The organism is Glutamicibacter arilaitensis Re117 (assembly GCF_000197735.1).
Lineage (GTDB): Bacteria > Actinomycetota > Actinomycetes > Actinomycetales > Micrococcaceae > Glutamicibacter > Glutamicibacter arilaitensis.
In genome coordinates, this window is sequence record NC_014550.1 from 3,412,939 (window position 1) to 3,437,194 (window position 24,256).

The 24,256-nt window shown below is 55.7% G+C and carries 24 protein-coding genes and 1 pseudogene; 14 read left to right on the forward strand and 11 right to left on the reverse strand.

The features are described from left to right. Positions 1-36: 36 nt before the first annotated feature. The 3 genes from AARI_RS16285 to AARI_RS16295 form a co-directional block, all read right to left on the reverse strand. Positions 37-1,440, reverse strand: a complete 1,404-nt coding sequence (locus AARI_RS16285) for a PepSY-associated TM helix domain-containing protein (protein ID WP_013350348.1) — start codon at positions 1,438-1,440, stop codon at positions 37-39. An 82-nt stretch (positions 1,441-1,522) separates the two neighbouring features. Next, complete coding sequence (locus AARI_RS16290) at positions 1,523-2,725, reverse strand: Dyp-type peroxidase (RefSeq protein ID WP_041649118.1); 1,203 nt, start codon at positions 2,723-2,725, stop codon at positions 1,523-1,525. Next, positions 2,725-3,159: a copper chaperone PCu(A)C gene (locus AARI_RS16295; RefSeq protein WP_231849403.1), complete on the reverse strand. Its 435-nt coding sequence runs from the start codon at positions 3,157-3,159 to the stop codon at positions 2,725-2,727. The genes AARI_RS16290 and AARI_RS16295 overlap by 1 nt, the downstream gene beginning before the upstream one ends. A gap of 16 nt (positions 3,160-3,175) precedes the next feature. On the opposite strand from AARI_RS16295, the gene AARI_RS20165 reads away from it, so the two are divergent. Beyond that, positions 3,176-3,517 carry a hypothetical protein gene (locus AARI_RS20165; protein ID WP_226910952.1) on the forward strand — a complete coding sequence of 114 codons (342 nt, stop codon included), beginning with the start codon at positions 3,176-3,178 and terminating at the stop codon, positions 3,515-3,517. A gap of 186 nt (positions 3,518-3,703) precedes the next feature. Here AARI_RS20165 and AARI_RS18805 read toward each other — a convergent pair whose 3' ends face one another. Next, positions 3,704-4,129 carry a hypothetical protein gene (locus tag AARI_RS18805; protein WP_157867180.1) on the reverse strand — a complete coding sequence of 142 codons (426 nt, stop codon included), beginning with the start codon at positions 4,127-4,129 and terminating at the stop codon, positions 3,704-3,706. A gap of 952 nt (positions 4,130-5,081) precedes the next feature. On the opposite strand from AARI_RS18805, the gene AARI_RS16310 reads away from it, so the two are divergent. Genes AARI_RS16310 through AARI_RS16320 form a run of 3 tightly spaced genes read left to right on the forward strand, consistent with a single transcriptional unit; the run spans position 5,082 to position 7,644 of the window. Next, positions 5,082-6,023 carry a metal ABC transporter substrate-binding protein gene (locus AARI_RS16310; protein WP_013350294.1) on the forward strand — a complete coding sequence of 314 codons (942 nt, stop codon included), beginning with the start codon at positions 5,082-5,084 and terminating at the stop codon, positions 6,021-6,023. Beyond that, on the forward strand, positions 6,023-6,754 hold the full coding sequence (locus AARI_RS16315) for a metal ABC transporter ATP-binding protein (protein WP_013350352.1): 732 nt from the start codon (positions 6,023-6,025) through the stop codon (positions 6,752-6,754). Before AARI_RS16310 ends, AARI_RS16315 begins: the two co-directional genes overlap by 1 nt. A gap of 47 nt (positions 6,755-6,801) precedes the next feature. Further along, positions 6,802-7,644 (forward strand): metal ABC transporter permease, encoded by an 843-nt coding sequence (locus AARI_RS16320; protein ID WP_049862754.1) that lies wholly within the window; start codon positions 6,802-6,804, stop codon positions 7,642-7,644. A 70-nt stretch (positions 7,645-7,714) separates the two neighbouring features. Here the strand turns inward: AARI_RS16320 and AARI_RS18810 are convergent, their stop codons facing one another. Then, positions 7,715-8,248: a metal-dependent transcriptional regulator gene (locus AARI_RS18810; RefSeq protein WP_269446600.1), complete on the reverse strand. Its 534-nt coding sequence runs from the start codon at positions 8,246-8,248 to the stop codon at positions 7,715-7,717. A gap of 459 nt (positions 8,249-8,707) precedes the next feature. Between AARI_RS18810 and AARI_RS16330 the strand changes: the two genes are divergently transcribed. The 8 genes and pseudogenes from AARI_RS16330 (at position 8,708) to AARI_RS18815 (ending at position 15,707) form a co-directional block, all read left to right on the forward strand. After that, complete coding sequence (locus tag AARI_RS16330) at positions 8,708-9,367, forward strand: hypothetical protein (protein WP_041649120.1); 660 nt, start codon at positions 8,708-8,710, stop codon at positions 9,365-9,367. Beyond that, positions 9,355-9,816, forward strand: coding sequence for a hypothetical protein (locus AARI_RS16335; RefSeq protein WP_013350355.1), 462 nt, complete (start codon positions 9,355-9,357; stop codon positions 9,814-9,816). Before AARI_RS16330 ends, AARI_RS16335 begins: the two co-directional genes overlap by 13 nt. A gap of 299 nt (positions 9,817-10,115) precedes the next feature. Then, positions 10,116-10,709 (forward strand): recombinase family protein, encoded by a 594-nt coding sequence (locus AARI_RS16340; RefSeq protein WP_041649121.1) that lies wholly within the window; start codon positions 10,116-10,118, stop codon positions 10,707-10,709. Positions 10,710-10,715: 6 nt separating this feature from the next. Continuing rightward, positions 10,716-12,224, forward strand: a complete 1,509-nt coding sequence (locus AARI_RS16345; RefSeq protein WP_226910932.1) for a Mu transposase C-terminal domain-containing protein — start codon at positions 10,716-10,718, stop codon at positions 12,222-12,224. Then, positions 12,224-13,036 (forward strand): AAA family ATPase, encoded by an 813-nt coding sequence (locus tag AARI_RS16350; RefSeq protein ID WP_013350357.1) that lies wholly within the window; start codon positions 12,224-12,226, stop codon positions 13,034-13,036. Before AARI_RS16345 ends, AARI_RS16350 begins: the two co-directional genes overlap by 1 nt. A 50-nt stretch (positions 13,037-13,086) precedes the next feature. Continuing rightward, positions 13,087-13,248 (forward strand): annotated as a pseudogene (locus tag AARI_RS19430) (helix-turn-helix domain-containing protein); the annotation flags it as partial. Between the two features lie 123 nt (positions 13,249-13,371). Then, positions 13,372-14,558, forward strand: a protein-coding gene (locus AARI_RS16360; RefSeq protein WP_157867047.1) for an IS3-like element ISAar4 family transposase whose coding sequence is annotated in 2 segments (ribosomal slippage) — positions 13,372-13,627 and positions 13,627-14,558 — 1,188 coding nt in all. Because the reading frame shifts where the segments join, the coding sequence is not laid out codon by codon here. 96 nt (positions 14,559-14,654) lie between these two features. Beyond that, entirely contained in the window at positions 14,655-15,707 is a 1,053-nt protein-coding gene (locus tag AARI_RS18815; protein WP_013350358.1) for a nucleotide-binding protein, read from the forward strand. A gap of 125 nt (positions 15,708-15,832) precedes the next feature. Here the strand turns inward: AARI_RS18815 and AARI_RS16370 are convergent, their stop codons facing one another. Continuing rightward, the gene (locus tag AARI_RS16370) at positions 15,833-16,165 is read right to left on the reverse strand and encodes a hypothetical protein (RefSeq protein WP_013350359.1); all 333 of its coding nucleotides are present in this window, start codon (positions 16,163-16,165) and stop codon (positions 15,833-15,835) included. 314 nt (positions 16,166-16,479) lie between these two features. Between AARI_RS16370 and AARI_RS18820 the strand changes: the two genes are divergently transcribed. Further along, positions 16,480-17,274: a restriction endonuclease gene (locus tag AARI_RS18820; RefSeq protein ID WP_013350360.1), complete on the forward strand. Its 795-nt coding sequence runs from the start codon at positions 16,480-16,482 to the stop codon at positions 17,272-17,274. 72 nt (positions 17,275-17,346) lie between these two features. On the opposite strand, the gene AARI_RS16380 is transcribed toward AARI_RS18820, so the two are convergent. Continuing rightward, positions 17,347-18,393 (reverse strand): IS110-like element ISAar41 family transposase, encoded by a 1,047-nt coding sequence (locus AARI_RS16380; RefSeq protein WP_013350361.1) that lies wholly within the window; start codon positions 18,391-18,393, stop codon positions 17,347-17,349. A gap of 341 nt (positions 18,394-18,734) precedes the next feature. Here AARI_RS16380 and AARI_RS16390 point away from each other — a divergent pair. After that, positions 18,735-19,972, forward strand: a protein-coding gene (locus AARI_RS16390; protein ID WP_157867181.1) for an IS3-like element ISAar40 family transposase whose coding sequence is annotated in 2 segments (ribosomal slippage) — positions 18,735-19,002 and positions 19,002-19,972 — 1,239 coding nt in all. Because the reading frame shifts where the segments join, the coding sequence is not laid out codon by codon here. A gap of 313 nt (positions 19,973-20,285) precedes the next feature. Here AARI_RS16390 and AARI_RS16395 read toward each other — a convergent pair. The 4 genes from AARI_RS16395 to rlmN all read right to left on the reverse strand — a co-directional run bounded on the left by AARI_RS16395 (position 20,286) and on the right by rlmN (position 24,157). Beyond that, positions 20,286-20,546: a hypothetical protein gene (locus AARI_RS16395; RefSeq protein ID WP_013350364.1), complete on the reverse strand. Its 261-nt coding sequence runs from the start codon at positions 20,544-20,546 to the stop codon at positions 20,286-20,288. Between the two features lie 585 nt (positions 20,547-21,131). Beyond that, a protein-coding gene (locus AARI_RS16405) for an IS3-like element ISAar3 family transposase (protein WP_102597772.1) occupies positions 21,132-22,279 on the reverse strand; the annotation gives its coding sequence in 2 pieces (ribosomal slippage) (positions 21,132-22,006 and positions 22,006-22,279; 1,149 coding nt in all). 43 nt (positions 22,280-22,322) lie between these two features. Then, positions 22,323-22,655, reverse strand: a complete 333-nt coding sequence (locus AARI_RS16415; protein ID WP_049862681.1) for a transposase — start codon at positions 22,653-22,655, stop codon at positions 22,323-22,325. A 290-nt stretch (positions 22,656-22,945) separates the two neighbouring features. Next, positions 22,946-24,157 (reverse strand): 23S rRNA (adenine(2503)-C(2))-methyltransferase RlmN, encoded by a 1,212-nt coding sequence (gene rlmN / locus AARI_RS16420; protein ID WP_049862755.1) that lies wholly within the window; start codon positions 24,155-24,157, stop codon positions 22,946-22,948. Positions 24,158-24,256: the final 99 nt, after the last annotated feature.

A 24,256-nucleotide genomic window follows, 5' to 3' on the forward strand; every position in this document is an offset into this window, starting at 1 on the left:
GAAGGGCACAACTAAAACTTGTTTGAACTTTTGAATTTATTCAGTGGTTCGATGTTGAACTTTACTGCGTTGGAGCCGGCCTACGATCATGTCAATGACGAGGAAAGCCGCGAGGCTGATTCCCATCAGGGGCAAGAAGACCCCTACCATTCCGGCTGCAAGCAGTAGCAACAGCAGCCCCCACCACGGGGCACGCAACAATCCGCCGCGAGCCGGTGTCTTGCCCATGCGTTGCGAGGGATTTTTCATGGGTCGACGTTTCCACCACATCACGTATCCCAGCACCACCATGGTCGCGATGGTGGTAGCGACGAGGAATAACAAGATCTGGTTCGGCAATCCGAACATAGACCCCATGTGGATATCGATTCCCCACCGCGTTAGCTTCGCCGCAAGGTTGAAGTCTTTGAAATCTACCCGGTCGACGACTTCCAGGGTTTGACCATTAATGGAGACCGCGTCAACTTCGGTCGGGTATGAACGTTGAATTTCTTGGACCACCCATGCTTTGCTTTCCGCAGCGGGCGGCTTGATTTCGACCAGTCCGGTGTTGATATTGACTTCGCGGGCAATGGCGAGCATCGTGTCGAAAGCTGCCGGGTTCACCGACTCCCCGGGGGGTGCTGTAGCCGCTCCATGGTGGTGGGCATGCTCATCAGCGGAACCGTCGCCAGCGGCAGTGAGGTCGGTGCTAACGGAGGGGGTGCCCCAGTTCAGCGCAGTACGCAATTCACCCACGTTTGCGCCGCCGTAGGTGGACCAAGTGATCCCGGTGGCGGAAAGGAAGAACGCGCCAAGCAAGACCCAGATCCCCAGAGAGCCATGCCAACTGGCCAGTCGGCGGTAGCCGGTGGCTTTGGTATTGGGACGTAGGAGGTCCTTTTTGCGTTTGGTGCGCCTGATCCGCAAGATCCATAGACCTAAGCCAGCAAGGGCAATGATACCTAGCCAGGAAGCTGCCAGCTCGCTGTACATGCGTCCTGGCTCACCGAGTTGCAGATTGCGGTGCAACTGGTCGATCCAGGTGCGTAATGGCAGGGCACCACTGGTTCCGTAGGCGGTGAGATCGCCGCGGATTTCAGCGGTGGCAGGGTCCACCAAGATGGCCCTGGTTTCGCTCTCGCCCAGTGCTGGGTCGGCATACATCACCCGCGTGGTGTCCCCTTGATTCGGTGCCGGACGCACCGCGACCAAGGTTTCGCTGCTACCCATATAGGTGTTGGCCGCTTCGACTTGATCAGCTAGCGGCAGATAGGAATCAGCAACCGGTGCGTGCAGTTCTTTGGCGTAGACCGCTTGTTCGATCTGCGGCGTGATCGCGTATAAGGCTCCGCTCACGGCGGCGATGAGGATGAACGGACCGATGAAAATTCCTGCGTAGAAATGCAGCCGAAGTAGCAGTTGCCCAAACCAGCCTTTGCGAGTCGGACGGGAAGGCATGGAAGGCGGTTGGGATTCCGGGGGGTGCGGTGTCCAAGAGAGTCATGAGTAATCCTTGAAAGAAGAGAAATAATAGGGCTGGTCATGCCTTGAAGAGGGTTTCACCGACGAATCCTCCTTCGGCACAGCCTGGCGGGATGAGGAACACGGCAGAGCCGATCGGCGTGGTCCACTGGTTCAGCGCGTCAAGCTCCGCCAGACGTTGTTGCAACGGGACGAATTGCTTGGCCACGCTTTGTTGGTAGGACACGAAAATCAGTCCCGAATCGGAAATATCGGTTCCAGTGGGCTGCTCGTCATAGTTGTATCCCCGGCGGAAGATCCGCTCGCTGGGGTTCTCTGAGCGGGCGCGTCGAATGTGCGCGTGGGCCGGGATGACCGTGAATCCGAGAGCGTTGGTTGCTTCGAAATCGGGTTCGTCGTGTTCCTGACTGCCGGTGGTGGGGGCACCATTCGCCAAGGTTCGTCCAACACTGAATTCTCGACCGGAACGATCCACTTCGTCCCAGGTGTCGACGTCCATCTGGATGCGGCGAATGACCATGGTGGTGCTTCCATCAGGGTTCCATACCAGCGCGTTGAAGTCTGCGGTCTGCGGCGACGGGTTGACGGTTCCATCAACCTGGCCGAAGAGGTTACGCATCGTCGTGCCAGAAGCTTCTGATCCTCTAGAACGGCGGAACCCTGGCTGCACCCATTTCACCGATGCGAACCGTCGGGCATCTTTGAGCAGCATCCGCTGGGCATGAGCCACGGTCAGCTGATCATCCGAGGCGATATGCAGCAACAGGTCCCCGTCGTTCCACCGTTCTTGCAACCGATCGATACTGAACTTAGGCAGTGGCTGAATACCTGCGGCAGAGGATCCTGCCAGCTCCACCAGCTTCGGGCCAAAGCCGAAGGTCACGGTCAACCGGGCAGGAACTGCTCCTAGTTCCGGTTCGGTATCTGCCAATGCAGCTTGCCCCTGGGTGAGCCTTGCTGCGTCATCTGTGAGCAGTCGCAGGAGGCGTTGCACTGCGGCCCTGTCGAGATTCTCGCGCAGGGCGAGAGAGATGTAGGTGGCGTGGGCTTGCGGTTCCGTAGCGATGCCTGCTTGGTGGGGGCCATAGAACGGAATCACGGTGTTCCCGTGCAACTGATCCGCTGCCTCAGCGGGCGCGGTGGTGCTAGTCAAGGACTCAATGCCGAGGGCTGCGATCGCTCCCAGCCCAGCGGCGGCTCCACCGAACAGCACACCGCGCCGACTCGGGCCACTTTGAAAGGGTGTCTTTTCGTGGGGCATTAGTGATCGTGGGCGCTTTCCGATGCGGAATGGTCCATATCCATGGTGCTGTGGTCCATGTCCCCGTGCTCGGTGCCTTCGTATTTTTCGTTGGCTCCGGCGAACTCCTTGACGGGGGCGGTGACATCGAAGGTGGTGTCATCGGAGAAGGTCAGGGTCAGGTTCACATCATTGCCTGGTTGCAGTGGTTCGGTGAGGTCCATGAGCATGATGTGGTCTCCCCCGGGTTCCAGATGCAGTTCGCTATGGGCGGGGATGGTGAAGCCACCGGTTTTTTCACGCATGACCATGGCCCCGGATTCATTGGCTACGGTCTCGTGCAGTTCCAGATCGGTGGAGGCAGGGCTGGTCACGGAGGTAACGGTGATGTCGTGGTCCCCGGTATTTTCAATGGTGCCGAATCCTGCGGACATGCCTTCGTCAGCGGCCTTCACCCACGGATCTTTCATCGTGACCGAAGCATTAGACGGTGATGCGGGACTGTTCTCGGCGGGGTTTGTAGCGCAGCCGCTCAGGGTGAGCAGGGCAGCGGCACAGAGAGCAGCGGTACGCAGAGCAAAAGAGGTGTTCAAGGTTCATCCTAAAAATATGGAAGCGCAGACAGCGCGCTTCGAAGGAGATATGCTGTTGAGCCCAAAAACTCTGGATGCCGAGCAATATGCAGGGCAACCGGTTGTTGGGGATGGCATGGTGAGGGATTGCCCTCAGAAGAAGGGCATGGAAGTCTATGGTGTAAGCGCACTGTGCGGATTACTGAGCGACGGGGCGCGAAACTATGCAGGCAGCTGCTGAGCTAAGAAATCATCACGATGAATAGTTGTGCGTGAAGCAGCATGCCAGGCCCGGGTTCAAAGCGGTCTTGCATACGAGCAACTTCCTGTGGACAGCAACACGAGACGCAACAAATCCGCCTGTCAGTCGTCAGTAAGGCAGACGTAAAAAACCCACAGACACGTTGATCTGTAAATGGGAGTGGTCTTACACCGTGGTGAGTGCGGGTGGACCCCGACGAATAACCGACGTTGAATACACGCATATCGTGTAGGTCGGGATTTCACGCGGGGCAGTGGGAGTCGGCAGTGGGTGGATTAGCTGGTAGGCGAAAGTAACTAGTCGCCACAGCAGTTTCCAGGTCAACAGGTCAACGATGTTAGCGGCAGCGATGAGCATTTGTTCGCTGCGATGCAGAACCAGCACGGTAGCGAGGCCCGCCATGAGGTGGGCTAGAAGCATCGTGGTATCACCATGGCTCATGGTGGCAGCGTCGGCCGAGGTAGTGATATCTATGGGCATAGCCATCCCATGATGCGCGTGCATGTCCTGCCCGCCAATGATGGACGCAGCTGAATGCCCGGCTCCCATCGAGAACAACAGATGGAAGAGCAGCTGGCTGAATCCAACCATCCCGGCCAAGCGCCACAGGGTGAATTGTCGACCGCTGAGCAACATGCACACGAGAAGCGACAGCGCGAGAGGTAGCGCGACGTTCAGGAGTCCTGGTACTTCTCCGCCTGCGAGTACGTGGGAGCACAGAGAAACGAACGTCGCAAAGAATGCGGCGGTCGTGCCTCTGAGAACACGTGTCGAGCGGGCGGATTTTTGCACACCCCTAGTATTCCAGACTGAGCGCTGTATTTCGACATCCCGTAAAACTGAAGTGGTAATGACCCCACCTGTTTGCAGAAGGACCGGAAACGGTCGTTTGTGACACAGTCATGCGCCAGGTTGAGTGGAAATCCTCGACGATTGAGAACTCAACAGATTTTCGAGGATATTTCGTCGCAAAACTCAGTTTCATAAACTATGTGTCGAAAGATTAGCCACTCCACGGGTATTGCCCCACCGCACCCCTAGATCGCCCCGATCCCATCTGGCTATGGGCTCAACCATTCAAACTTCGACCATGAAATGCCTCGGCGATACCAACATCCAAGCACAGGCTACAACCGACATTCTGCATAATCATGCATTATCCATGCTTCAGAAAGGCCCTCGACCTAACAAGTAGTATTTTGAACTTCGGTGTACCGAACATTAGAGTTCTACCCATGCAACATAATGCTTCACAACGAACCAACGACGGACTCTGGATCGAAGCCGTCGCATTGTTCCGCGCCGCGCAAGAGTCCAAGCACCACGAAGCGCAGTCACTACTGGGTTCCTCCACCGACCCGGCAACTGTAGTGCGTTACTTCCTGCGACTAGTCGGCATTTACTGCCGCGGCGAAAACCCGACCAAATTAGAACGATTCGCCTCAGCTGCACATCGCGCAGGGCCACCCCCTGAGACCCCGCCATCACTCATGAGCTCACTCTAGATTCTTCAGCCGTAAACCTACGATCGAAAGGCAATCCTATGCCCAGATCTCCACGTTCATTCCGCCCACGCTTTTCCCTTGCTATTAGCGCAGGAGCCCTAGCTCTCCTCCTCACTGGCTGCACCACTTCCCCGCAAAATTACGCCACGACTCAAGAAAAGAAACCAGTGGTCCTAACCACATTCACCGTACTAGCCGATATCGCTGAAAACGTCGCCGGCGACCACCTGCAGATCGAATCCATTACGAAATTCGGAGCGGAAATACACGGCTATGAACCCACCCCGGGCGATATCAGCAAAGCTGCGAAAGCTGACCTGATCCTGGATAACGGAATGAATCTCGAAGCATGGTTCGGCCAATTCGTCGAGGGATTAGACGTGCCCCACGCTGTTGTCAGTGACGGTGTCGAACCAATCGATATCACCGAAGACGAGCATGCCGGAAAACCTAATCCCCATGCCTGGATGAGCCCGCTAAACGTACAGGTCTACGTCGATAACATGGCCTCGGCATTCAGCACTCTTGACCCTGAAAATACCAATGAATACGCGCGTAATGCAGCAGCATACAAAGAGGAATTACAGGAAGTGCATGACGAGCTAGTCACTGAACTTTCCCATCTGCCCCAGAGCCAACGAGCACTCGTCACTTGTGAAGGAGCTTTTTCCTACCTTGCCAAAGACACCGATCTAACCGAAAAATACATCTGGGCCGTCAACGCGGAGCAGCAAGCAACACCCCAGCAGATAACCTCTGCCATCGAATTCGTCACCACGAACCAAGTACCCGCAGTTTTCTGCGAGTCCACAGTGTCTGACGCGCCCATGCAGCAGGTCGTCGAAGCCACCGATGCCAAATTCGGTGGCACCCTCTATGTGGATTCCCTCTCCGGAAAAGACGGTCCTGTGCCTACCTATTTAGAGCTGATCCGTCACGACACGCAAACGATTATCGACGCATTGACTGGTGAGAATTAATGCCCCCAGCTATTTCGCTTAAAGATGTCACTGTCCAATACGGTGCGATACGAGCACTAGAGCAAGTAACGCTGGATATCAATCCACACCGGGTCTGTGCTCTGATCGGCATGAACGGTTCGGGAAAATCTACCTTATTCAAGACCATCATGGGCCTGGTTCACCCCGTCACAGGAACAGTTTTGGTTAATTCCCATAATCCTGCTGCAGAACGCAAACGTGCAGGAATCAGTTACGTCCCGCAGCATGAAGACATCGATTGGGCATTCCCACTCTCCGTGCGCGAAGTCGTCATGACTGGACGTTACGGAAAGATGGGACTCACGCGCCGTGCTAGGACTGCCGACCATCAAGCCGTCAACGAAGCACTAGAAAAAGTGGAGCTCACCCAATACGCTGACCGGCAAATCGGCCAGCTTTCCGGAGGGCAGAAAAAACGCGCGTTCGTTGCTCGCGGCATCGCCCAAGAAGCGAAGATCCTGCTCCTCGACGAGCCATTCGCAGGAGTGGACAAACGATCCGAAGCAACAATCACCCGTCTAATCCGCGAACTTGCCTATAAAGGTGCCACCGTTGTGGTGTCGACTCACGACCTACAAGCATTACCCGAACTAGCAGACGAGGCCATCCTTCTTATGCGCCGAGTGCTGATGCACTCTTCTCCAGAAAATGTCCTTCAACCTGAGAATCTGGCTATGGCCTTCGGACTTGACGTGCTGGCAAAAGGATAACTGTGCAACTAATCGACCTTCTCATCGAACCGCTCAGCTATGAATTCATGCTTCGAGCTTTGATCACTACGCTGACCGCATCAGTAGTTTGCGCGGTCCTCTCATGCTGGCTTGTCCTCATCGGCTGGTCCCTCATGGGAGACGCGGTATCGCACGCAGTGCTCCCCGGTGTTGTCCTTGCTTATATTGTCGGCGCACCCTTTGCCCTAGGAGCGGTAATCTTCGGATTCCTCGCAGTGCTGCTCATCGGCATTGTGCGAGACACCAGCAGAGTAAAAGAAGACGCCGCCATCGGAATCGTTTTCACCACACTCTTTTCCCTGGGACTAGTCCTCATCTCTGTAACCCCAGCACACACTGACCTGAACCACATCATCTTCGGAAATCTACTAGGCGTCTCATGGACAGATCTGGCACAAATCATCATCCTCGGTGCCCTAACCCTGGCGATACTCCTCACCAAACGCCGGGATTTCACTCTCTACGCCTTTGATCCAACCCATGCCCACGCCATTGGATTGAACCCACGTTTACTCGGGGCACTGCTCTTAGCACTTCTAGCAACGACAGCGGTCGTAGCGCTACAAGCAGTCGGAGTCATCCTTGTGGTCGCCATGCTCATCATCCCAGGAGCAACCGCATACCTACTAACCAACCGCTTCAGCAGAATGCTGATGATCGCCCCACTCATCGCGGCACTATGCGCCGTTATAGGATTGTATGCGAGCTACTACTTCGACACAGCCTCCGGGGGCATGGTCGTCCTCAGCCAAGGCGCCGCTTTCTTCCTGGCATATCTCTTCAGCCCACAACATGGACTAATCAGCGCCAAACTAGCTAGGTATCATAGGACCCGCAACGAATCCCGGCTACAGCACAGCCCCAATTAAAGAGTAAAGGGAAGCCAGAGGCCGGCGACCCCTCGGATCAGTTGCCTGCCTCTGGGTTCTCTCCCGTCGCCTATGAACCTATTGCATCCTGTGAATCAATGGATACATACAGTGCCTTGACCGCTGCAGCGCCAAGAAGCACAGATTCTTTGGCCCCTGAGATCCGAGCTTCCAATACCCCCGAAAATGGGGCACCTTGACTGATCGACAGGTTTTTCCCAATGCAGAACCCATGATCTTCAAAGAACTTCAGCATTTGAGGGTCCTCGTCAGAAATCCGCTCGATACTTACATCCTGCCCCGCTCCAACATCACTAAGTGGGACAGCGGCTGGCGAATCCACCGCGCCTGACGCCGAAGGGATCGGATCGCCATGGGGATCACGCGAGGGAAACTCCAGTAATTCGTCGATCCGCTCCACCATGAAGTCAGACACCGCATGTTCCAGATTCTCAGCCTCATCATGCACCTGATCCCAGGAATACCCCAGCACCTCGACAAGAAAAGTCTCCAACAGCCGATGCCTGCGGACCATCTGCACAGCATAGCGACGGCCTGACTCTGTGACTGTTGACGTTATTTGACGGCTAAATCGCAGCTCCAAGTGGCGGTTTTAGCCGGCCATAAGCGGGACTGTATATGTGAGCGCCGAGAAACGCGAGGGCACGGTCCAAAATCTCGAAGCTAAAGGCATCGACCGGGAGATGGAGAGCATTCGCGTCGAGGTGACGTCAGCTCAGGAAGCCTGCCATCAGGGCCGTCAAGGGCATCAGAAAGTCCAAAGTTCCTAAGGACCACACACCCCGCGGCCTTGGCGCTCAAATTCAATGACCTGGCTTGGACCAATAGTGATCTCGCCTGTCACCGTTCTAATTTCTTCGATAGGTCGCAATGCCGCACCTGACCGATGCCTCGAATCAGCCCTTACCGAAGACTATGAACTTTCAGCCTGCTGTTAAGGTGCATCGTGGTAAAACTCTAGGCAAGAAGTTACACTATTGAAGATAATAAAAAATATTGAGCCCAGAACCAAAAGTTTAAACTACAAGCGTCAGGCATAACGATGAATTTTACTTTTGTAACATTACCCCTTGCGTTGTCTTTGGTAGCTGTATTACCGGGGATAGCGCAGGCTGTTGAAATTCCTGTTAGCGACACCCATACGGTGCAGCAGTCTTCGGAATATGCCCTTTCAACGAAAGATTTCTTCCCCGAGAAAACCCCTACGGAATCGAACTACATCGAAGCGGAATCGCCTGCCGATGCAGTAGCCAAGATGGATAAGATGGACGAACTACGCAAAGCTGGATTCAATGTGGGTGCCATGGCAAAAGTGAATTATGGGCCTTGCAAGATCGTTGCCGCAGGTTTTCACACCAGAAAATCTGGGAACTATAGTACGGGTGGCTTCAAATCCACAACCTATTGCACCACGAAAGTCACTTCGATCAAGCATTCTTCACAGGCGCGATTTAAACGATTAGCCTGGTGGATCAAGGGTGGCCCGGATATTAGCCAGCCAGCCCAAAAGATAAAGGGCGATAAATATAACGGCACTTACTATCCTGTTGTCTTCACGCAGACAAATCACGCACTGTCATGCAAATCTGCGAAAAAAACCACATGGTCAGGCCGTACTCTCGGATCTATTGTCTACAAAGGCAAGACTTACTATGCTGATGCCTACGCTCCTGTACAGAAGGGGGTTCCATGCCGTCTCTAAGCAGTATCCTGACAAAAATCAAGATTCGCCTGGGCTCGAAATATTCAGAAGATCAGATGGTCTACGTCGTCTATGGGAAACAACCCAGCCCATTTCCAGATCTTGAATACATAGAGCCAATAATTGCGATCGTGGCCAGTGAACGTGAATGCTTTGCGATTCAGGAAAAGTATCTAGACACTAAAGTCAGCTGGGAAGCTCGTAAGGTGCAGGGTGCCGAAAGCATAGACCTGGTAGATGGCTGCGTTTTGTATCTGACGCATACTACTTTGTCATCGTACGATGAGGACGCCGATGGGAATCCAATCTTCGGGATCATGGAGAATCCACAGCCCACGGCTCTATATTGCAGTCGGGGCGCCGCTGAACAGCAAGCACCGGATCAATACCTGCACATCGTTACCCTCGGTGAAATAAACCTTCGTGGCGTCGGAGAGTTTTTGGAATAAGTGTCCAGCACCCTACGCCAATACCTGAAGTTGCCAGACATGACGGGGCCGCACCTACCAGGTGCGGCCCCTCTTCATGTTGCTTGCCACGTTGCAGGAGATGGTATCGGTTTAGATGCCTGCTTGACCCTATCCGCGTTGTCTCAACAAACTAAAGATTATTGAGACACTCTCCTCAGTCCGGCCATGCCGTCTCAATATTCCGGAACGGCAAGGAGTCCAACCGTCTTATAAAGTCGTCCCAACGTAAAACGTCTTACCTGCTTGCCGTGCAGGGGTTTTTGAGCCACACTGGGCAGGTGAGACATTTGGGATACACGCGCGTGAGCACTTTGAGCCAAGACGCGGCCTTGCAGCTCGATGCCCTGGTTGCTTCAGGGGTGCAGAAGCGCGACGTGTTCGCCGACGTGACTTCCGGCAGCCGCAGCGCGATCGAGCGGCCCGGAATGAAGAAGCTGCTGGACTATGCCGAAGCCGGCGACACCGTCGTGGTGTGGCGGGTTGACCGGCTGGGCCGCTCCCTGATCGATGTCTTGAATACCGTGAACCTTTTGCGGGAGCGCGGGATTAATGTCCGCTCCATTTCCGATGGCATCGACCCGGCCACCTCGACCGGTCGGATGATGCTGAACATGCTTGCCTCGTTGGCCGAATACGAGCGCGAATTGATCGTGGAACGAGTCAACGCCGGCATTGCCGCCGCCCGGCAATCCGGAACCCGTTTCGGCCGGCCGGCCTCTGACCCGGCAGTGATTGCCGACAAGCTCGCGATCGCCAAAGATGCCCGCGCCAGGGGACGCACCGCCGAAGACGCAGCACGCCTGGTTGGCTGGAGCCGCGCAACGTTCTACCGCCACTTGGGCCAAGAGCCCACCTCTTCCAAGAGCTTGTGATCGGCCATGTCCCGGCGAAGCGAAACGCGCAGGGACGCACCGCTGGGGCGAGACCAGAATGACAGCAGTACCGAGAAAGCAGGAACTCCTCGTGACTACCTGGCTAAGGCAACAGCACGTTGGGAAATGCTGCGGCAACACGTCGAAGACGGAGTGCCGCTGACGGTTCTGGCAGGGGAACACCATATCGGCCTGAGGACACTGCAACGATGGCACCAGAGCTTCAAGCTCCACGGGAAGCCTGGTCTGGAACCGGTGGCACCTGGCAAACGTGGACGCCGGATGCCCAGCGAATTCGTGAACCTGGTCGAAGGCCTCGCCTTAGCTAAACCGCCCAGGACCACGGCAGCCATCCACGAACAAGTCAACAAGGTAGCGCTCCACCAAGGGTGGGCACCGGTTTCCTACTCCACCATCCGCTCGATTGTCGGCGAGATAGATCCGGGGATGATGACGCTGGCGCAGCAAGGTACGGCGGCGTACCGAGATAAATATGAACTGGTCTGGCGCCGCCGCGCCGAACGCCCGAACGCGGTGTGGCAGGCCGATCATACCGAGCTCGACATCCTGGTTTTTGACGCTAGCCACCAGCCGGTCCGCCCGTGGCTCACCACGATCATGGATGATTACTCGCGAGCCCTCTGCGGGTACATGATCTTCACCGGCGCCCCCTCATCCTTGAATACGGCATTGGCGTTGCGTGAGGCGATCTGGCCCAAAAAGACAGCTTATTGGCCGATGTGCGGAATCCCTGATGTGCTCTATGTAGACCACGGAACCGATTTCACGAGCCACCACTTAGCGCAGGCCGCCAGAGACCTGCACTTCGAAATCATTTTCTCCACGGTGGCCCGGCCGCAGGGCAGAGGAAAGATTGAGCGATTCTTCGGCACCCTCAATACCGAGCTCTTAGCCCGGTTGCCTGGCTACCTGCACAGCGTGCCCAATCCTAAGCCGGGGCTGTCCATCGGTGAACTGGACACGGCGCTAGAAGAGTTCATTGGGCAGAACTATCACCAGCGTGAGCATCAAGAGATCAAGGAAACGCCTCAAAAAGCGTGGCAGGGCAACGGCTGGTTACCGCGTCTGCCTGAAACCATCGATGAACTGAACCTGCTGCTGCTCACGGTCGCCAAACCAAGAATCGTCCACCGCGATGGCGTGCACTTCCAAGGCCTACGCTACATTTCCCCGTTGCTGGCCGCCTACGTCGGAGAATCCGTCATTCTTCGCTACGACCCTCGGGACGTTGCCGAGATCCAGGTCTTTCACCGGGGCCAGCACATCTGCAAAGCCGTGGATCCCACGCATGAACGAGCCACCGTGACGTTCAAGGACATCCAGAAGGCACGCTCCGCACGCAAGCGTCAGTTGCGCGGACAAATCAAAGAACGAATAGCCACCGTCGCAGAATTTCTACCGGCCGGACAACCACCAACGGAGCCAACCCAACCTGATCCGGCGGCCCACCCAACTAAGAAAACGAAGTTGCGCACCTACGCAGAGGACGAATAATGGCACCCTCAACATTTATCGCAACAAAGGAGCACCGCCGCTTCACTGAGTTCGCCAATGCGGTGCGCAGGCAGCGGACCATCGGGATCTGCTACGGACAAGCTGGAATCGGCAAAACCCTCTCGGCTAAACGCTATGCCAACTGGAGCCCGAAAGCCGCGGCGTTAGTAGAGGAATGGGGTCGCCGGGAGGACAGCGACCTCCAAATCTATAAGGATCTAGCCAAAACGCGAACCGTCTTCTTCACCCCAGGGGTTCTGACAACTCCTAAGCAAATCAAAGAAGAGCTCTCACTGATCACTAATCGGACCTCGATCTGCATTCACCAACATCTTGATACCCTAGGCGTCACGAACGGTCCGATGAATCAAGACAAGCATGTGGAGCTGATCATCGTCGACGAGTCGGAACGACTCAACGCCACTGCCTTGGAAGTGCTGCGAGATAGGTATGACAGGAACAATATCGCTCTGATGCTGATTGGGATGCCCGGCATAGAAAAGCAGTTCAGCCGATATCCTCAGCTCTATAGCCGTGTCGGCTTCGCCCACGAATACCGTCCGCTTGCGCAGGATGAACTGCATTTCGTCCTGCAACGAAAGTGGCGTGCCCTCGGCAAAACCCTGGATTTGGAGGACTTCACCGATACGCAAGCTGTCGCGGCGATCGCGCGCATCACGCGCGGTAATTTCCGGCTGATTGATCGGCTCTTCACACAGATGCAGCGGGTCCTGAAGATCAATGAGCTGGACACTATTACCGATGACGTTGTTGAAGCTGCGCGTTCCACGCTCGTTATCGGAATCAGTTGAACCGCCATGAGTAGCTGCGCGAAAACCGCCAAATCAAGCTAACAGTCACAGGCGGCGACCTCGGCGGCCGTCGCCCCACCTTCACCGAATCGCAGATCCGCACCGCAGCGAAACTCATCCAAGCCGGCGAACCGGCAACCCAAGTCGCCAAAGACATGGGAATGTCTAGAGCGACCCTTTACCGCAGGATCAATGAACAAAAAACTCAATAGTGTTCGGCTACTTCACACCTCTCAGCAGAAGGCCCATTACGGGAAGTCTGGGCTGCTATGGATATTTCGGACAGTGGCACCCCATGAAATGATGGGGTTCACCGAAATGAGGAAGCACCACAAATGTCATCAACACGACGCAAGTTCAGCCAGGAATTCAAAGACGAACTCTGCCGCGAAGTCATCGACACAGCCAGACCCATCAAGTCTGTCGCCACTGAATACGGCGTCGGCACCGAAACGCTACGCAACTGGCTGAAGAAGTACAAAGAAGCCCACGGCGGCCCTGAGACCGAGCCGGAACTCAACGTTTCCGAACGTGCCCGACTCAAGGAACTCGAACGCGAAAACCAAGAGCTGAAGGCCGAAGCAGCGTTCCTAAAAAAAGCGGCCGCATACTTCGCAAGGGAGCCACGGTAGTGGCGAAGTATGAATTCATCGACTCCTACGCAGCAGACTCGTCAACTCCGGCGATTGTGAAGATGTGCCGATGGCTGGAGGTCTCCCGGTCCGGGTTCTACCACTGGCGCTCCCGCCCAGTCTCGGCCACCGCGGCTCGCAGACAGGCTTTGGCGGACCGTGTGAGCCATTTCTTCGAGGAATCAGAAGGAACCTACGGGTACCGCAGGATCCACGCGGACCTCGCCGCTGAGAACAGCGAGTGCTCACCGGAGCTGGTCCGCCAGATCATGCGCCAAGAGGGCCTGGTGCCGTGTCAGCCACGACCGTTTAGGACCACTACCGAAGCGGATGCCGAAGCTGCTGCAAGCATGCCTGATCTGGTGAAACGTGACTTCACCGCGAATCGCCCGGGCCTCAAGTTCGTCGGTGATATTACGTATATTCACACGTGGCAGGGGTTCATCTATCTGGCGACGGTCATCGACTGCTATTCGAAGAAAGTCGTTGGCTGGGCGATCGAGGATCACATGCGTGCCGAGCTGGTGGAGAAGGCCCTGCGCAACGCTGCGGATACGAGCAGGATCGAGCCGAACGCGATCAGCCACAGCGACCGCGGAAGTGTTTATACCTCGGCTTCATACCGGGCTTTGGTTGCCCGGTTGGGGATGCGTTCGTCCATGGGTAAGACCGGGATTTGCTGGGACAATAGCCAGGCAGAAACTTTTTTCTCGGCGTTGAAGAACGAGCGGGTCTACCGCACGACCTACGCTACGAAGGAACGGGCCCGCAAGGACGTTATCCGCTATATTGAGGGGTTCTATAACAGTCGTAGGCGTCATTCGGCGCTTGGTTATCGGCGTCCGAATGAAGTCCATTATAGTTATCAGCAGTCGGCTACGGCAGCGTAGAGAAACCATTAATCCGCTGTCCGAAAACTCCTAAGCAGCCCAGTCTGATCACTTTCGGTATTCAAGCCAATCGCAGCGACAAATTAGTATTAGATCATGACCGCAGAATTTTTCACTCCTGCTTTGAGAAGTAAGCTCGCACGGGCATTAGGAAGCAACCAGTACATCACCCACAATGATCTAGGCGCTCTCTGGATTGAATTCGCACCTGAGATCGAAGAACCAAGCGTCTCAAAACCCAAAAAGGCGCTTGAGATTGTGAAAGCAATAACAGCCAAATTTGACGCCGATCATCAGTTCGTCAAGCTCGTCAACACCGTGTACTACGAGGATCCATATGGAGCGGAACGGCGCAACGAGGGGCAAGAATTCGATGATCTGGAAAAGGAACTGGAACGCTTAGGGTTTATTCTGAGCGACCAATCGGTCGCGTTACCAGCAACCGCAAATTCATCTCCGCCCGAGAAACCAGCACAAAACTGGGTCGCCTCATGGCGTGACACTAAAGCTAATGACTCTGAATCATCCACTCCGGAATGGATGAAACCATGGCCACGCGTCAACAATATAAACGAAATCAGTGAGGAAAGAATGCAAAAACTTAACCTTGATCCTCGCAGGGTTTTTATCGTTCACGGCAGAGACCTAGACTCCAAAAATACTCTTGAGCGTTTTCTAAAGCATGTCGATGCACTACCTTTGACCTGGACTGATGCACGTCAGCTTACCAATAAGCCCTCCCCCTCTACGTTAGAAATTGTTAAGGCTGGCCTCATGAACGCCCAGGCAGTGGTGGTCCTATTTACCCCCGACGATCAAGCCAGGCTGGATAAGCAGTTCGTCAAGCCAAGCGATCGAAGCCCTGAAAAAGAACTAACCGGCCAAGCTCGTCAAAATGTCATTCTTGAAGCAGGAATGGCATTAGCGATGGATGATCAACGAACCATCCTGGTCCGCAAAGGTTTCACTCGTCCCATCTCCGATATCGAAGGCGTCCACTGGATTGATCTAAAGGACAATTGGGATGATCGACAGATTCTTCTCAACGCGCTAGAAGCGGCCAACGTGGCGGTTAGGCGAAACGTTAACATAATGGACGAAAGTATCGGCTCCTTCGAAAATCATGTCCCAAAAACGTCAACAGTCTAGTAGTGATCTACGACCGTTTCAGGACATGGTTTCGGGAATCTGAAAATGCAGAAGAACCGCCGTTTAGCGCAGCCGCGCTAAACGGCGATTCTTCTTCCCGTAAACGATCGTTAGTGGACGGGCCCCTAAAGGATGGCGCTGAGAAGAATCCAAATGTTCAACACGGCAACTCCCCATGACAGCAGCGCCATGCCTTCGGGCAGAGTGAGAAGCTTGGTGCTCCTGCCGTGTTCAGGGATGCCGCACCGTCGCAGGCCGTAGCAAGCTCTGGCGCAGCGCCCATCTGCGGTTCCGTTCCATGCGGTGCAGGTACGCGTCAGCCAAATTCCCAAGCCAAGCGGCAGCAGCACAAGCAAGACGGCGAACAGAATTGTCCCGGTGCTGATGGCTTCGGGGTTGCCGTTCCAGGCTGTGGCCAGGATGAACGCTGCCAGGATGTCGAGGACGTCGATTCCCATTGATACCGCGACTTTCCGATACCGCCGCTTCCGTCCCGTGACATCTGAGGGCTGGCCAGAGCTTCCGGGAGAAGAAGTAGCCATGCGGTATGAGGAAGGCATGAGATAGTTTCGGTCGGGTCGCGAGGAACCGGAATACTGGCATTTGGTTCCGGGCCGATGTTGTCCGACGGGGCATCGGTTGCTGTACTGACACATGGTTACTCAGGATACACAGCTCCTCCCCAGGCTTATTTCCTGATGTCCGGTCGTAATGAAACACAGGGGCGAGCAAAATTCCCGTGTACTCTATCAATGACATTTAGGAGGAATGGGTGGCAAAGGCAGCCTGGAGCGAGTTCCAAGAAGCAGTAAAAAAGGTCCTGAACCAGCAACGCGGTGTCTGCGCTGAAACAAATAAAAGGATTCCAGGCACCCGGACTCACCACGATATCGATGTATACGCTAAATTTACGGCACTAGGAGCACCCATCACGTGGCTCATCGAGTGCAAACTGTGGCAGACACGTGTTACTAAGGAAAAGGTCCTAGCTTTTCACAAAATCGTAGAAGAGACCGGTGCAGACCGGGGTCTTTTGATTGCCGAGAACGGTTACCAGTCTGGCGCTTTTGAAGCCGCAGAAAACGCAAACGTTGAGTTGGTGAGCTTCCAGGATTTTGAACGGAGAGTCGGAGAAGAAGTAGCAATCTCCCGCCTGACTGACTATATTTCCCGTCTCGCAGTTCTACACCACCGATACTGGCAGCATCCTAAGGATGTCAGAAAAGAATACGACCTCAGATTAGACCCATACTCGATGGGGGGCTCAGTTTATAAACATTATCCAATTAGGAGCATTATTTCGATTGCGGAAGGTGTCATCGACCGAATCCAGCTCCGCCTCTTCCCGCTCAAGACTCATGCGGCCACGCTGACGTGGCCCGATGCTGTAATCGGTGCTGATGTCATTCATACTGTTGCCGAGGGCGTCGACTGGCTCGATGCTAACGTTTGCGAAATGGAGAAGGTCATGGATAAAGTCGAGCGCAAGATGGCTGAGAACGGTGATTTCAAACCCAAGCCTGGAAATCACCTATATAAACCTTTTCTGAATCCCTTCTCCGGCTAAACGGAGAAAAACGCCGTCTCTAGGTACGACCTATTCCTGGCTGGGGTTAGCCTGACCCTTCTATGGGTTCTGTCAAGGGACCAGCACGCGTAGCCGACGAAAAACTTTCCGAACGATGTACCGTTTCAGCACCCGTTTGATTTCCCGGTAGCTCAGCCCCTCAGCCTTGCGTTTCTCCACGTAGTCCTTGGTCTGAGGATCGAACTGCATCCGTACCTTGGCAATGACGTCCACCGCTTGATTCAGCATCCTGTCACCATGCCGATTAAGCCGGTGCCGTACCGTGTTCCCGGAGGATACCTGCAACGGAGCGACCCCAGCCATAGACGCGAATGCCGCTTCAGAATGTACTCTGCCTGTGTGCGAGTAAGCGATCAGGATCCACGCAACAGTCACCGGCCCGTACCCGAACTCGGCGGCCAGCCCGGGGGCCATCTGCTCATCCAATTCAGCCATTTGTGTCTTGTTTGCGGCCAGTAGCTTGTCGGCGTCAAGCACCGCCGTGGCCAAGCGACTGGCCTCAGCCCTCGCGTAGCGTTGCGCTACCGAATCGGTGGGGTGCTCACGCCAGGCGCTGATCTGTTTGACCTGCATGTCAGTGAGTGCTTTACGCGCATCAACACCGAGGTCGATTTCTCGTGCCAGAGCCGTCAGGGCATTGCGGTTCCGGGTGCGTTCAGCGTCGATGCGTTCGCGGCTGGCAACCAGTACGTTCAACGCTGAGCGCGTGCCTTCGGCGCGGGGCGTAAGCAGACGCTCGGTGTCCTGATAAAGAATGCCCATGGCCGCTGCGGTGGCGTCGATCTCGTCGGTCTTGCCCACCCTGGCACGGGCCTGTCTACGTGGTGGTTTGACCTCGACCACGGGGAACCCAGCCATGGTCAGGGCATGGGTGATGGTGGCCCCGTAAGACCGGGTTCCTTCCACTGCGGCCAGCAGGGTGCCGGTAGTGCGTTTGGTGATCCAAGCCAAGGTCCGGTTCATGCCGGCAGGGCTGGTCGGAAAGGCCTGGCAGGCCTCTCTGCTCCCGGTGCGGGTGTTGATTATGGCGTAGGTGTGGGTTCGTGCGTGGGTGTCGATTCCGATGACGTAGTCGTATGTTTCTGCAACGATGGTCATGACGGTTTCGCCTCCTTCATCGGTTGGTAGCCGTTATGGTTGGCACCGGTCCGGGAAAGAGTTCTTGGCAGGCGATTCTCTAATGAGTCACGCACCCGGTGGGGTGCGGACGGCCTTCTATGAAGCCATGTCAAGGGGCCGGGCTGGTGTCACCAGCTACGACGGACACGTCAGGCTAAAGTCACTCAGAATACTCTAAGGACAGAATTAGTGTGAGTCACATCGTGGCTGGTGGCACCTATCCTGCCAGCGGGTCCCAGACCTGCCAATAACCATTAGAGAATTAGTGGACAGCCGAACAAGCGGGATCAGCCGATCCCGCATTTGAGAGGATGTCATTAATGAGCAATATGAAAAAGCAACGCAGGTCCTTCACCGAGGAGTACCGCAGGGAAGCTGCCGGCCTGGTCATCGATACCGGACGCACCATCAGCGCGGTCGCCAAGGAACTGAATCTCGGCGAGCAAACACTGGGCACCTGGGTGAAGAAAGAACGATCCCGCCGAGGCCTGGACGGTGAGCCGACCGGAGCGTTGGACGAGTCCGAACGCGAAGAACTCAAACGCTTGCGCAAGGAAGTCTTCGAACTGCGGGAGGACAACCGTTTCCTGGGAAAAGCAGCGTCCTTCTTCGCGTCGAAGCAACATCGGTCGAACGGTTCGAACTGATGCACGCGTTGAAGGATGAGTTTGCCTTGACCCGCATGGCGTCATTGCTTCACGTTTCGAAATCAGGCTATTACGCCTGGAGGCAACGCCAATCCGCTGGCCCGTCCCCGAGGGGTGCCGCGCAGCGGGCACGGGATGTGAAGGTCGCCAAGGTCTTCAACGATTCCCATCAGACCTACGGGGCTCCGCGGGTGGCCGCCCAGCTGGCCCGCGAGGGATCCCCGGCCGATCCCAAGACCGTCGCTGCTTCAATGCTGCGCCAGGGCATCGAAGGGATCAGCCCACGGAAGTTCACTCCGGTGACCATGATCCAAGGCGTTGACACTTACCACCTGCCGGATCGGGTGCGCCGGCAATGGGACCAGGGCACCTTGGACAAGGTCTGGATCAGCGACATTACGTATCTGCGCATCAACGAGGGCTGGCTGTACTTGTGCGCAGTGCGTGATGGCTGCTCCCGCAGGGTGCTGGGATGGGCGCTGGATAGCGTGCAGAACACCGATCTGGTGGAAAGGGCCCTGCGCATGGCCAGGACCCTGCGCGGCCAGATTCCAGGTCAGGTGGTGTTCCACGCGGACCGCGGCTCGCAATTCACCTCAGCTCAGTTGCATGAGGTGGCCGTTGAGCTGGATTTGCTGCAGTCCGTGGGCCGCACGGGCGTGTGCTGGGACAACGCCATGAGCGAGTCATTCTGGTCGACGCTGAAGACCGAATTCTATGACCGCTATCGGTGGGCAACCAGGGCGGACGCCAAGCAGAAAGTGGCTTGGTGGATTGAGGATTTCTATAACCGCCGCCGCCGGCTGCATTCAAGCCTGGGGATGGTTCCTCCGGTGGAGTTTGAGCAGAAGCTTCGCGGTCAGCAGGAACGCGTTGAACAGCATAGGACCGTGCTAACGCTAGCAGCATGAGCTAGATCACGTGTCCACTAGTTGTGGGGAACCCCAAGTGCGCCAGAAACGAACGATATTCACACAGTGAGAGCTACGCCCCGACATATTGTGCCCTGTATTGTGTGAAGTAACGGATGCGGCGCATTAATTGTCCAGTTGGTGACTGGACAATTTCGAGGAGCTTCATCATCGGCACTTGTGGTTGATACATGTCCCAGATCGAACGAGAACTACCCAATGATTACTCTGATGCTCTGTTTGCATCACGGTTGCTTGATGAACCTTAGCGTCAACCAAACCTTCAGCAGACCCGCTGTTCCTCAGATGAGCGTCAGTTGACGTAAAGAACCGTTTGATACTGAGGCATGTAACCGATGTATTGCTCGCCCTTGCAATACCGCTGAATACTGACCGTGTAACCCTTGTTTCGGAGGTGCTTCACCCGAGCATTGGTTTCAGCTTTGCAAATTTGCAGGTTGTTGTACCACCGAGTCTGGGTGTCCGCTTGGGCTGCAGGAGCTAAAGCCACCATCCCGGCGGTCAGGCAGAGCGCTGTCGCCCCGGCGGTCACCATCTTCTTAATCTTCAGCACAGTTCGGTCTCCTTTATTCACATCAATTCGCTTTTATTAAAGATTAACTTACTATTGTGTTCCGTCAACCCTAAGTGGGCCATTAAAGCCCCAAGAATCAGGCCTACGCGAGCAAGATTTTCTGACATGTTGGCATTCACCCCAGTTCGTATAGTCCAGGGGCTCGTTGACGGTTTATTTTGCTCTGTTTGGCAGAAAACATGAGAAAGCGTTCCGGGTGGGCCGGAACGCTTTGCTCGACCTCGCGAAAAGGTTATTCAATTATGTGCGCCGCGTGAGTTCGCATCTCGATCATAAGCCGAGCAGGTGGAACAACACAGGTCTACTCGGGGAGATTCAGGTAACTCTCAGAATTCTAATTGCAGCACGTGCAAGAACGCAGTCGATCTATCTATCTATCTATCTATCTATCTATCTATCTATCTATCTATCTATCTATCTATCTATCTATCTATCTATCTATCTATCTATCTATCTATCTATCTATCGGGTCGGGACAGATACCGTGCAAGGTCTGAAAAGTTTCATGGGGATGAAGAGGGCGGCGAGGGTCGAGTGGTTGGGTCCCTTTAAGCAGTCCAGCAGCTATGCGATAGCTAACTGATTCTCTCTAACCCACTCATCCCAAAACCGGGACGGCGTCAACCCATCCAAAGACCCATGGGGACGCTCATGATTGTAAATGTCCTTCCATTCATCAGCCAAATACTTCGCTTCCACCATAGTGTCCATAATTTCCCCGGAAAGCTGTTCACGCCGGAACTGCGCATTGAACGACTCGATAAAACCGTTCTGCCAAGGTGAGCCCGGATCGATAAACGCAGTGGACACCCCCACAGTGTTACACCAATCCACCAGCGCGCCAGCAGTGAACTCAGGCCCGTTATCACACCGCACAAACGTTGGCTGGATCCCAATTTCAGCAATGATGTCCTCCAAAACAGCCACCACATCAGCAGCTTTAAAAGACCTGCGGGGAATGATCGCCAAAGCGGTCCGCGTGTACTCATCAATGACATTGAAGAACCGGATATGACGGCCACAAGAGGTGACATCCGACTGGAAATCAAAGCTCAGTACATGCATCGGGTACTCGGCGGTCAACCGCTTCTGTTCCCCAGCGTCTGGGCCGGTGCGCCGCTTCTTTCGACGCTTGGGCTTACAGACCAAGCCTTCTTCTCGCCATAATCGTCGGATGCGCTTGCTGTTCAAGACAGTGTCTTTCCATCGTTCGGTGGCCAGCAAGTGCCAGCGGGCTTTGCGCCAGCCCCACGTTGGATGCTTAGACGCGACAGCCCTCAAGTCGGCTCGTAGCTGCGCTTCGTCAAAGCTCATCGGTGTTTTTTTCTTACGTAGTGCAGAGCGGTTCTGGCCCAGAACGTGGCAAGCGAAGCGTTCGGATGCCCCGAATTTTTCCATCGCCATCCGTACAGCACGGCGGCGTGGTTCGGGGCTTAGAATTTTCCCTTGGCAACCTCAGTAAGGATGTCGTTGGCGAGCATCTGATCAGCGAGCAGCTTCTTGAGGCGCGCGTTTTCCTTCTCTAGCTCCTTGGTACGTTTGCTGGCTTCAGCGTTTTTCTCGGACCCGTACTGGTTGATCCAGCGGTACCAAGTAGCTTCAGTGATCTGAAGTTCCTTGATGACCTCGATCATCGGGTGTCCGTCGTTGAGCATCTTTTGTCCTTGGCGGACTTTAGCGATGACCTGGTCTGGTGTGTGTCTGCGTGCCATTGTTTCTGTGATTCCTCCTGTGTCCATTGTCGGACACGAGTACTCACATAGTCACTGGACTACTTTCCGGGGACCCAACCACGAGCTCCCTCGCGAAGAAAATCGCTGACTGCCGGAGGATTTCATTGGTCTCTTCCAGCTCCTTGAACTTGGCCATAAGCGCTTTGATCTCGGCGAGCTCCTCGCTGGTGGGGCCGATGCGGTCCCCGGCATCGATCTGGGCTTGGACGACCCAGCGGCGCAGGGTTTCGGCTCCGATGTTCAGCTTCGGGGCAAGGTCCTGACAAGCACCGTAGACGGACTTGTAACGGTCCAGGCGGTCCAGGACGTAGGTGACGGCACGGCCCTTGACTTCAGGGGTGTACTGCTTGGGCATGTGTTCCATTCTCTCAAATAGGAACGGCATGAAACCCGGGACGATTCACGTCGGGTCGTGCGCACAAGTAGTGACATGTAAACGATCCATAGTCCTGCGAACAACTCTCTGAACAACGCGATCATCTGTGCTGACGACTTCGGACTCTGACATCTGGATTGGTCTTATCAAGGAAAAGCGGGTCTGAAACGGCCATATGAGAACCATACATCCAAGCACAGCGCGAGTGCACCAAACCGGCTCGTTAAAGAGCTATGGAGACCAGCCGAAGCTGGTCTCCATAGTGAATGCTACTTGTCGCCGTCGGCTGCGAGCTGGCCGCAGGCTCCGTCGATTTCCTTGCCACGGGTATCACGCAGCGTGGTTGGCACGCCGAGCTCATCGAGGCGGCGAACGAACTTCGAGGTGATGTCCGGTTCGCTTCGGGTCCAGATGGAGCCCGGTACCGGGTTCAGCGGGATCGGGTTCACGTGCACCCAGCCGCGGCCGCGAGCGTTCAGCTTCTTGGCCAGCATTTCTGCACGCCATTCGTGGTCGTTCATGTCCTTGATCAGCGCGTACTCGATGGAGACACGGCGGCCGGTCTTCACGTAGTAGTCGTACGCGGCATCCAGTGCTTCGTCGACCTTCCAGCGCGAGTTGACCGGGATCAGCTCGTCGCGCAGCTCGTCATCCGGGGCATGCAGCGACAGCGCGAAGGTGACCTGGACGTTCTCCTCGGTCAACTTGCGGATCGCCGGAACCAGTCCCACGGTGGAGACGGTGATACCGCGGGCAGCCATGCCCAGGCCTTCAGGGGTGTCGGCGACCATGCGGTGCACGGCGTTCATGACTCGCTTGTAGTTAGCCAGTGGCTCGCCCATGCCCATGAACACGATGTTGCCTACGCGCTCATCGGGGTGCTGGCGTCCACCCAGGCCGCCTTCGGCGATGACGCGGTTGGCCTGGACGATCTGGTCCAGGATTTCTGCGGTGGACATGTTGCGGGTCAACCCGGCCTGGCCGGTGGCGCAGAATGGGCAGTTCATGCCGCAACCGCACTGCGAAGAGATGCACAGGGTAATGCGGCCCGGGTAGCGCATGAGCACGGACTCGACCAGCGAGCCGTCGAACAGGCGCCAGAGGAACTTGATGGTCTTGCCATCGTCGGTTTCCAGGCGCTTCACTTCGGTGAGCAGCTTGGGGAACATGGCCTCGGCCAGTTCAGCACGGCGCTCCTTGGGAAGATCGCTCATCTTCTCAGGGTCGGTGGTGTAGTGCTGGAAGTAGTGCACCGAGAGCTGCTTGGCGCGGAAGGCGGGCAGGCCCAGTTCCTTCAGCTTCGCCTGGCGTTCGGCCAGGGACAGGTCGGCCAGGTGCGTTGGCGGCTGGGAAACGCGGCGCTTGGTGGAGAACTGCAGTTCCGGACGACCATCGGCACCCATCTCCTGCTTCCAGCCTTCTGCGGTTGGAATGACCTGAGCGCGGCCTTCGGCTTCGGCTCGGGAGTTGGAGATGCGCATCTGCTGGGCGCGCTGGGCCGCGGCCTGCTCATTGCGCAGGGCCTTGCGTTCTTCAGCGGAAAGTGGGGTGGAATCGATGGAAGTCATTGCTACCTATTG

Coding starts and splice junctions, on each gene's coding strand:
- AARI_RS16345 (WP_226910932.1), top strand. CDS start 10,716: ATGTCCCGGCGAAGCGAAACGCGCAGGGACGCACCGCTGGGGCGAGAC.
- rlmN (WP_049862755.1), bottom strand. CDS start 24,157: ATGCGCATCTCCAACTCCCGAGCCGAAGCCGAAGGCCGCGCTCAGGTC.
- AARI_RS16380 (WP_013350361.1), bottom strand. CDS start 18,393: ATGACCATCGTTGCAGAAACATACGACTACGTCATCGGAATCGACACC.
- AARI_RS18815 (WP_013350358.1), top strand. CDS start 14,655: ATGACCGCAGAATTTTTCACTCCTGCTTTGAGAAGTAAGCTCGCACGG.
- AARI_RS16290 (WP_041649118.1), bottom strand. CDS start 2,725: ATGCCCCACGAAAAGACACCCTTTCAAAGTGGCCCGAGTCGGCGCGGT.
- AARI_RS18805 (WP_157867180.1), bottom strand. CDS start 4,129: ATGGTTGGATTCAGCCAGCTGCTCTTCCATCTGTTGTTCTCGATGGGA.
- AARI_RS16335 (WP_013350355.1), top strand. CDS start 9,355: ATGCCGTCTCTAAGCAGTATCCTGACAAAAATCAAGATTCGCCTGGGC.
- AARI_RS16350 (WP_013350357.1), top strand. CDS start 12,224: ATGGCACCCTCAACATTTATCGCAACAAAGGAGCACCGCCGCTTCACT.
- AARI_RS16320 (WP_049862754.1), top strand. CDS start 6,802: ATGCTTCGAGCTTTGATCACTACGCTGACCGCATCAGTAGTTTGCGCG.
- AARI_RS16285 (WP_013350348.1), bottom strand. CDS start 1,440: ATGCCTTCCCGTCCGACTCGCAAAGGCTGGTTTGGGCAACTGCTACTT.
- AARI_RS16415 (WP_049862681.1), bottom strand. CDS start 22,655: ATGCCCAAGCAGTACACCCCTGAAGTCAAGGGCCGTGCCGTCACCTAC.
- AARI_RS16330 (WP_041649120.1), top strand. CDS start 8,708: ATGAATTTTACTTTTGTAACATTACCCCTTGCGTTGTCTTTGGTAGCT.
- AARI_RS16310 (WP_013350294.1), top strand. CDS start 5,082: ATGCCCAGATCTCCACGTTCATTCCGCCCACGCTTTTCCCTTGCTATT.
- AARI_RS16370 (WP_013350359.1), bottom strand. CDS start 16,165: ATGGGAATCGACGTCCTCGACATCCTGGCAGCGTTCATCCTGGCCACA.
- AARI_RS16315 (WP_013350352.1), top strand. CDS start 6,023: ATGCCCCCAGCTATTTCGCTTAAAGATGTCACTGTCCAATACGGTGCG.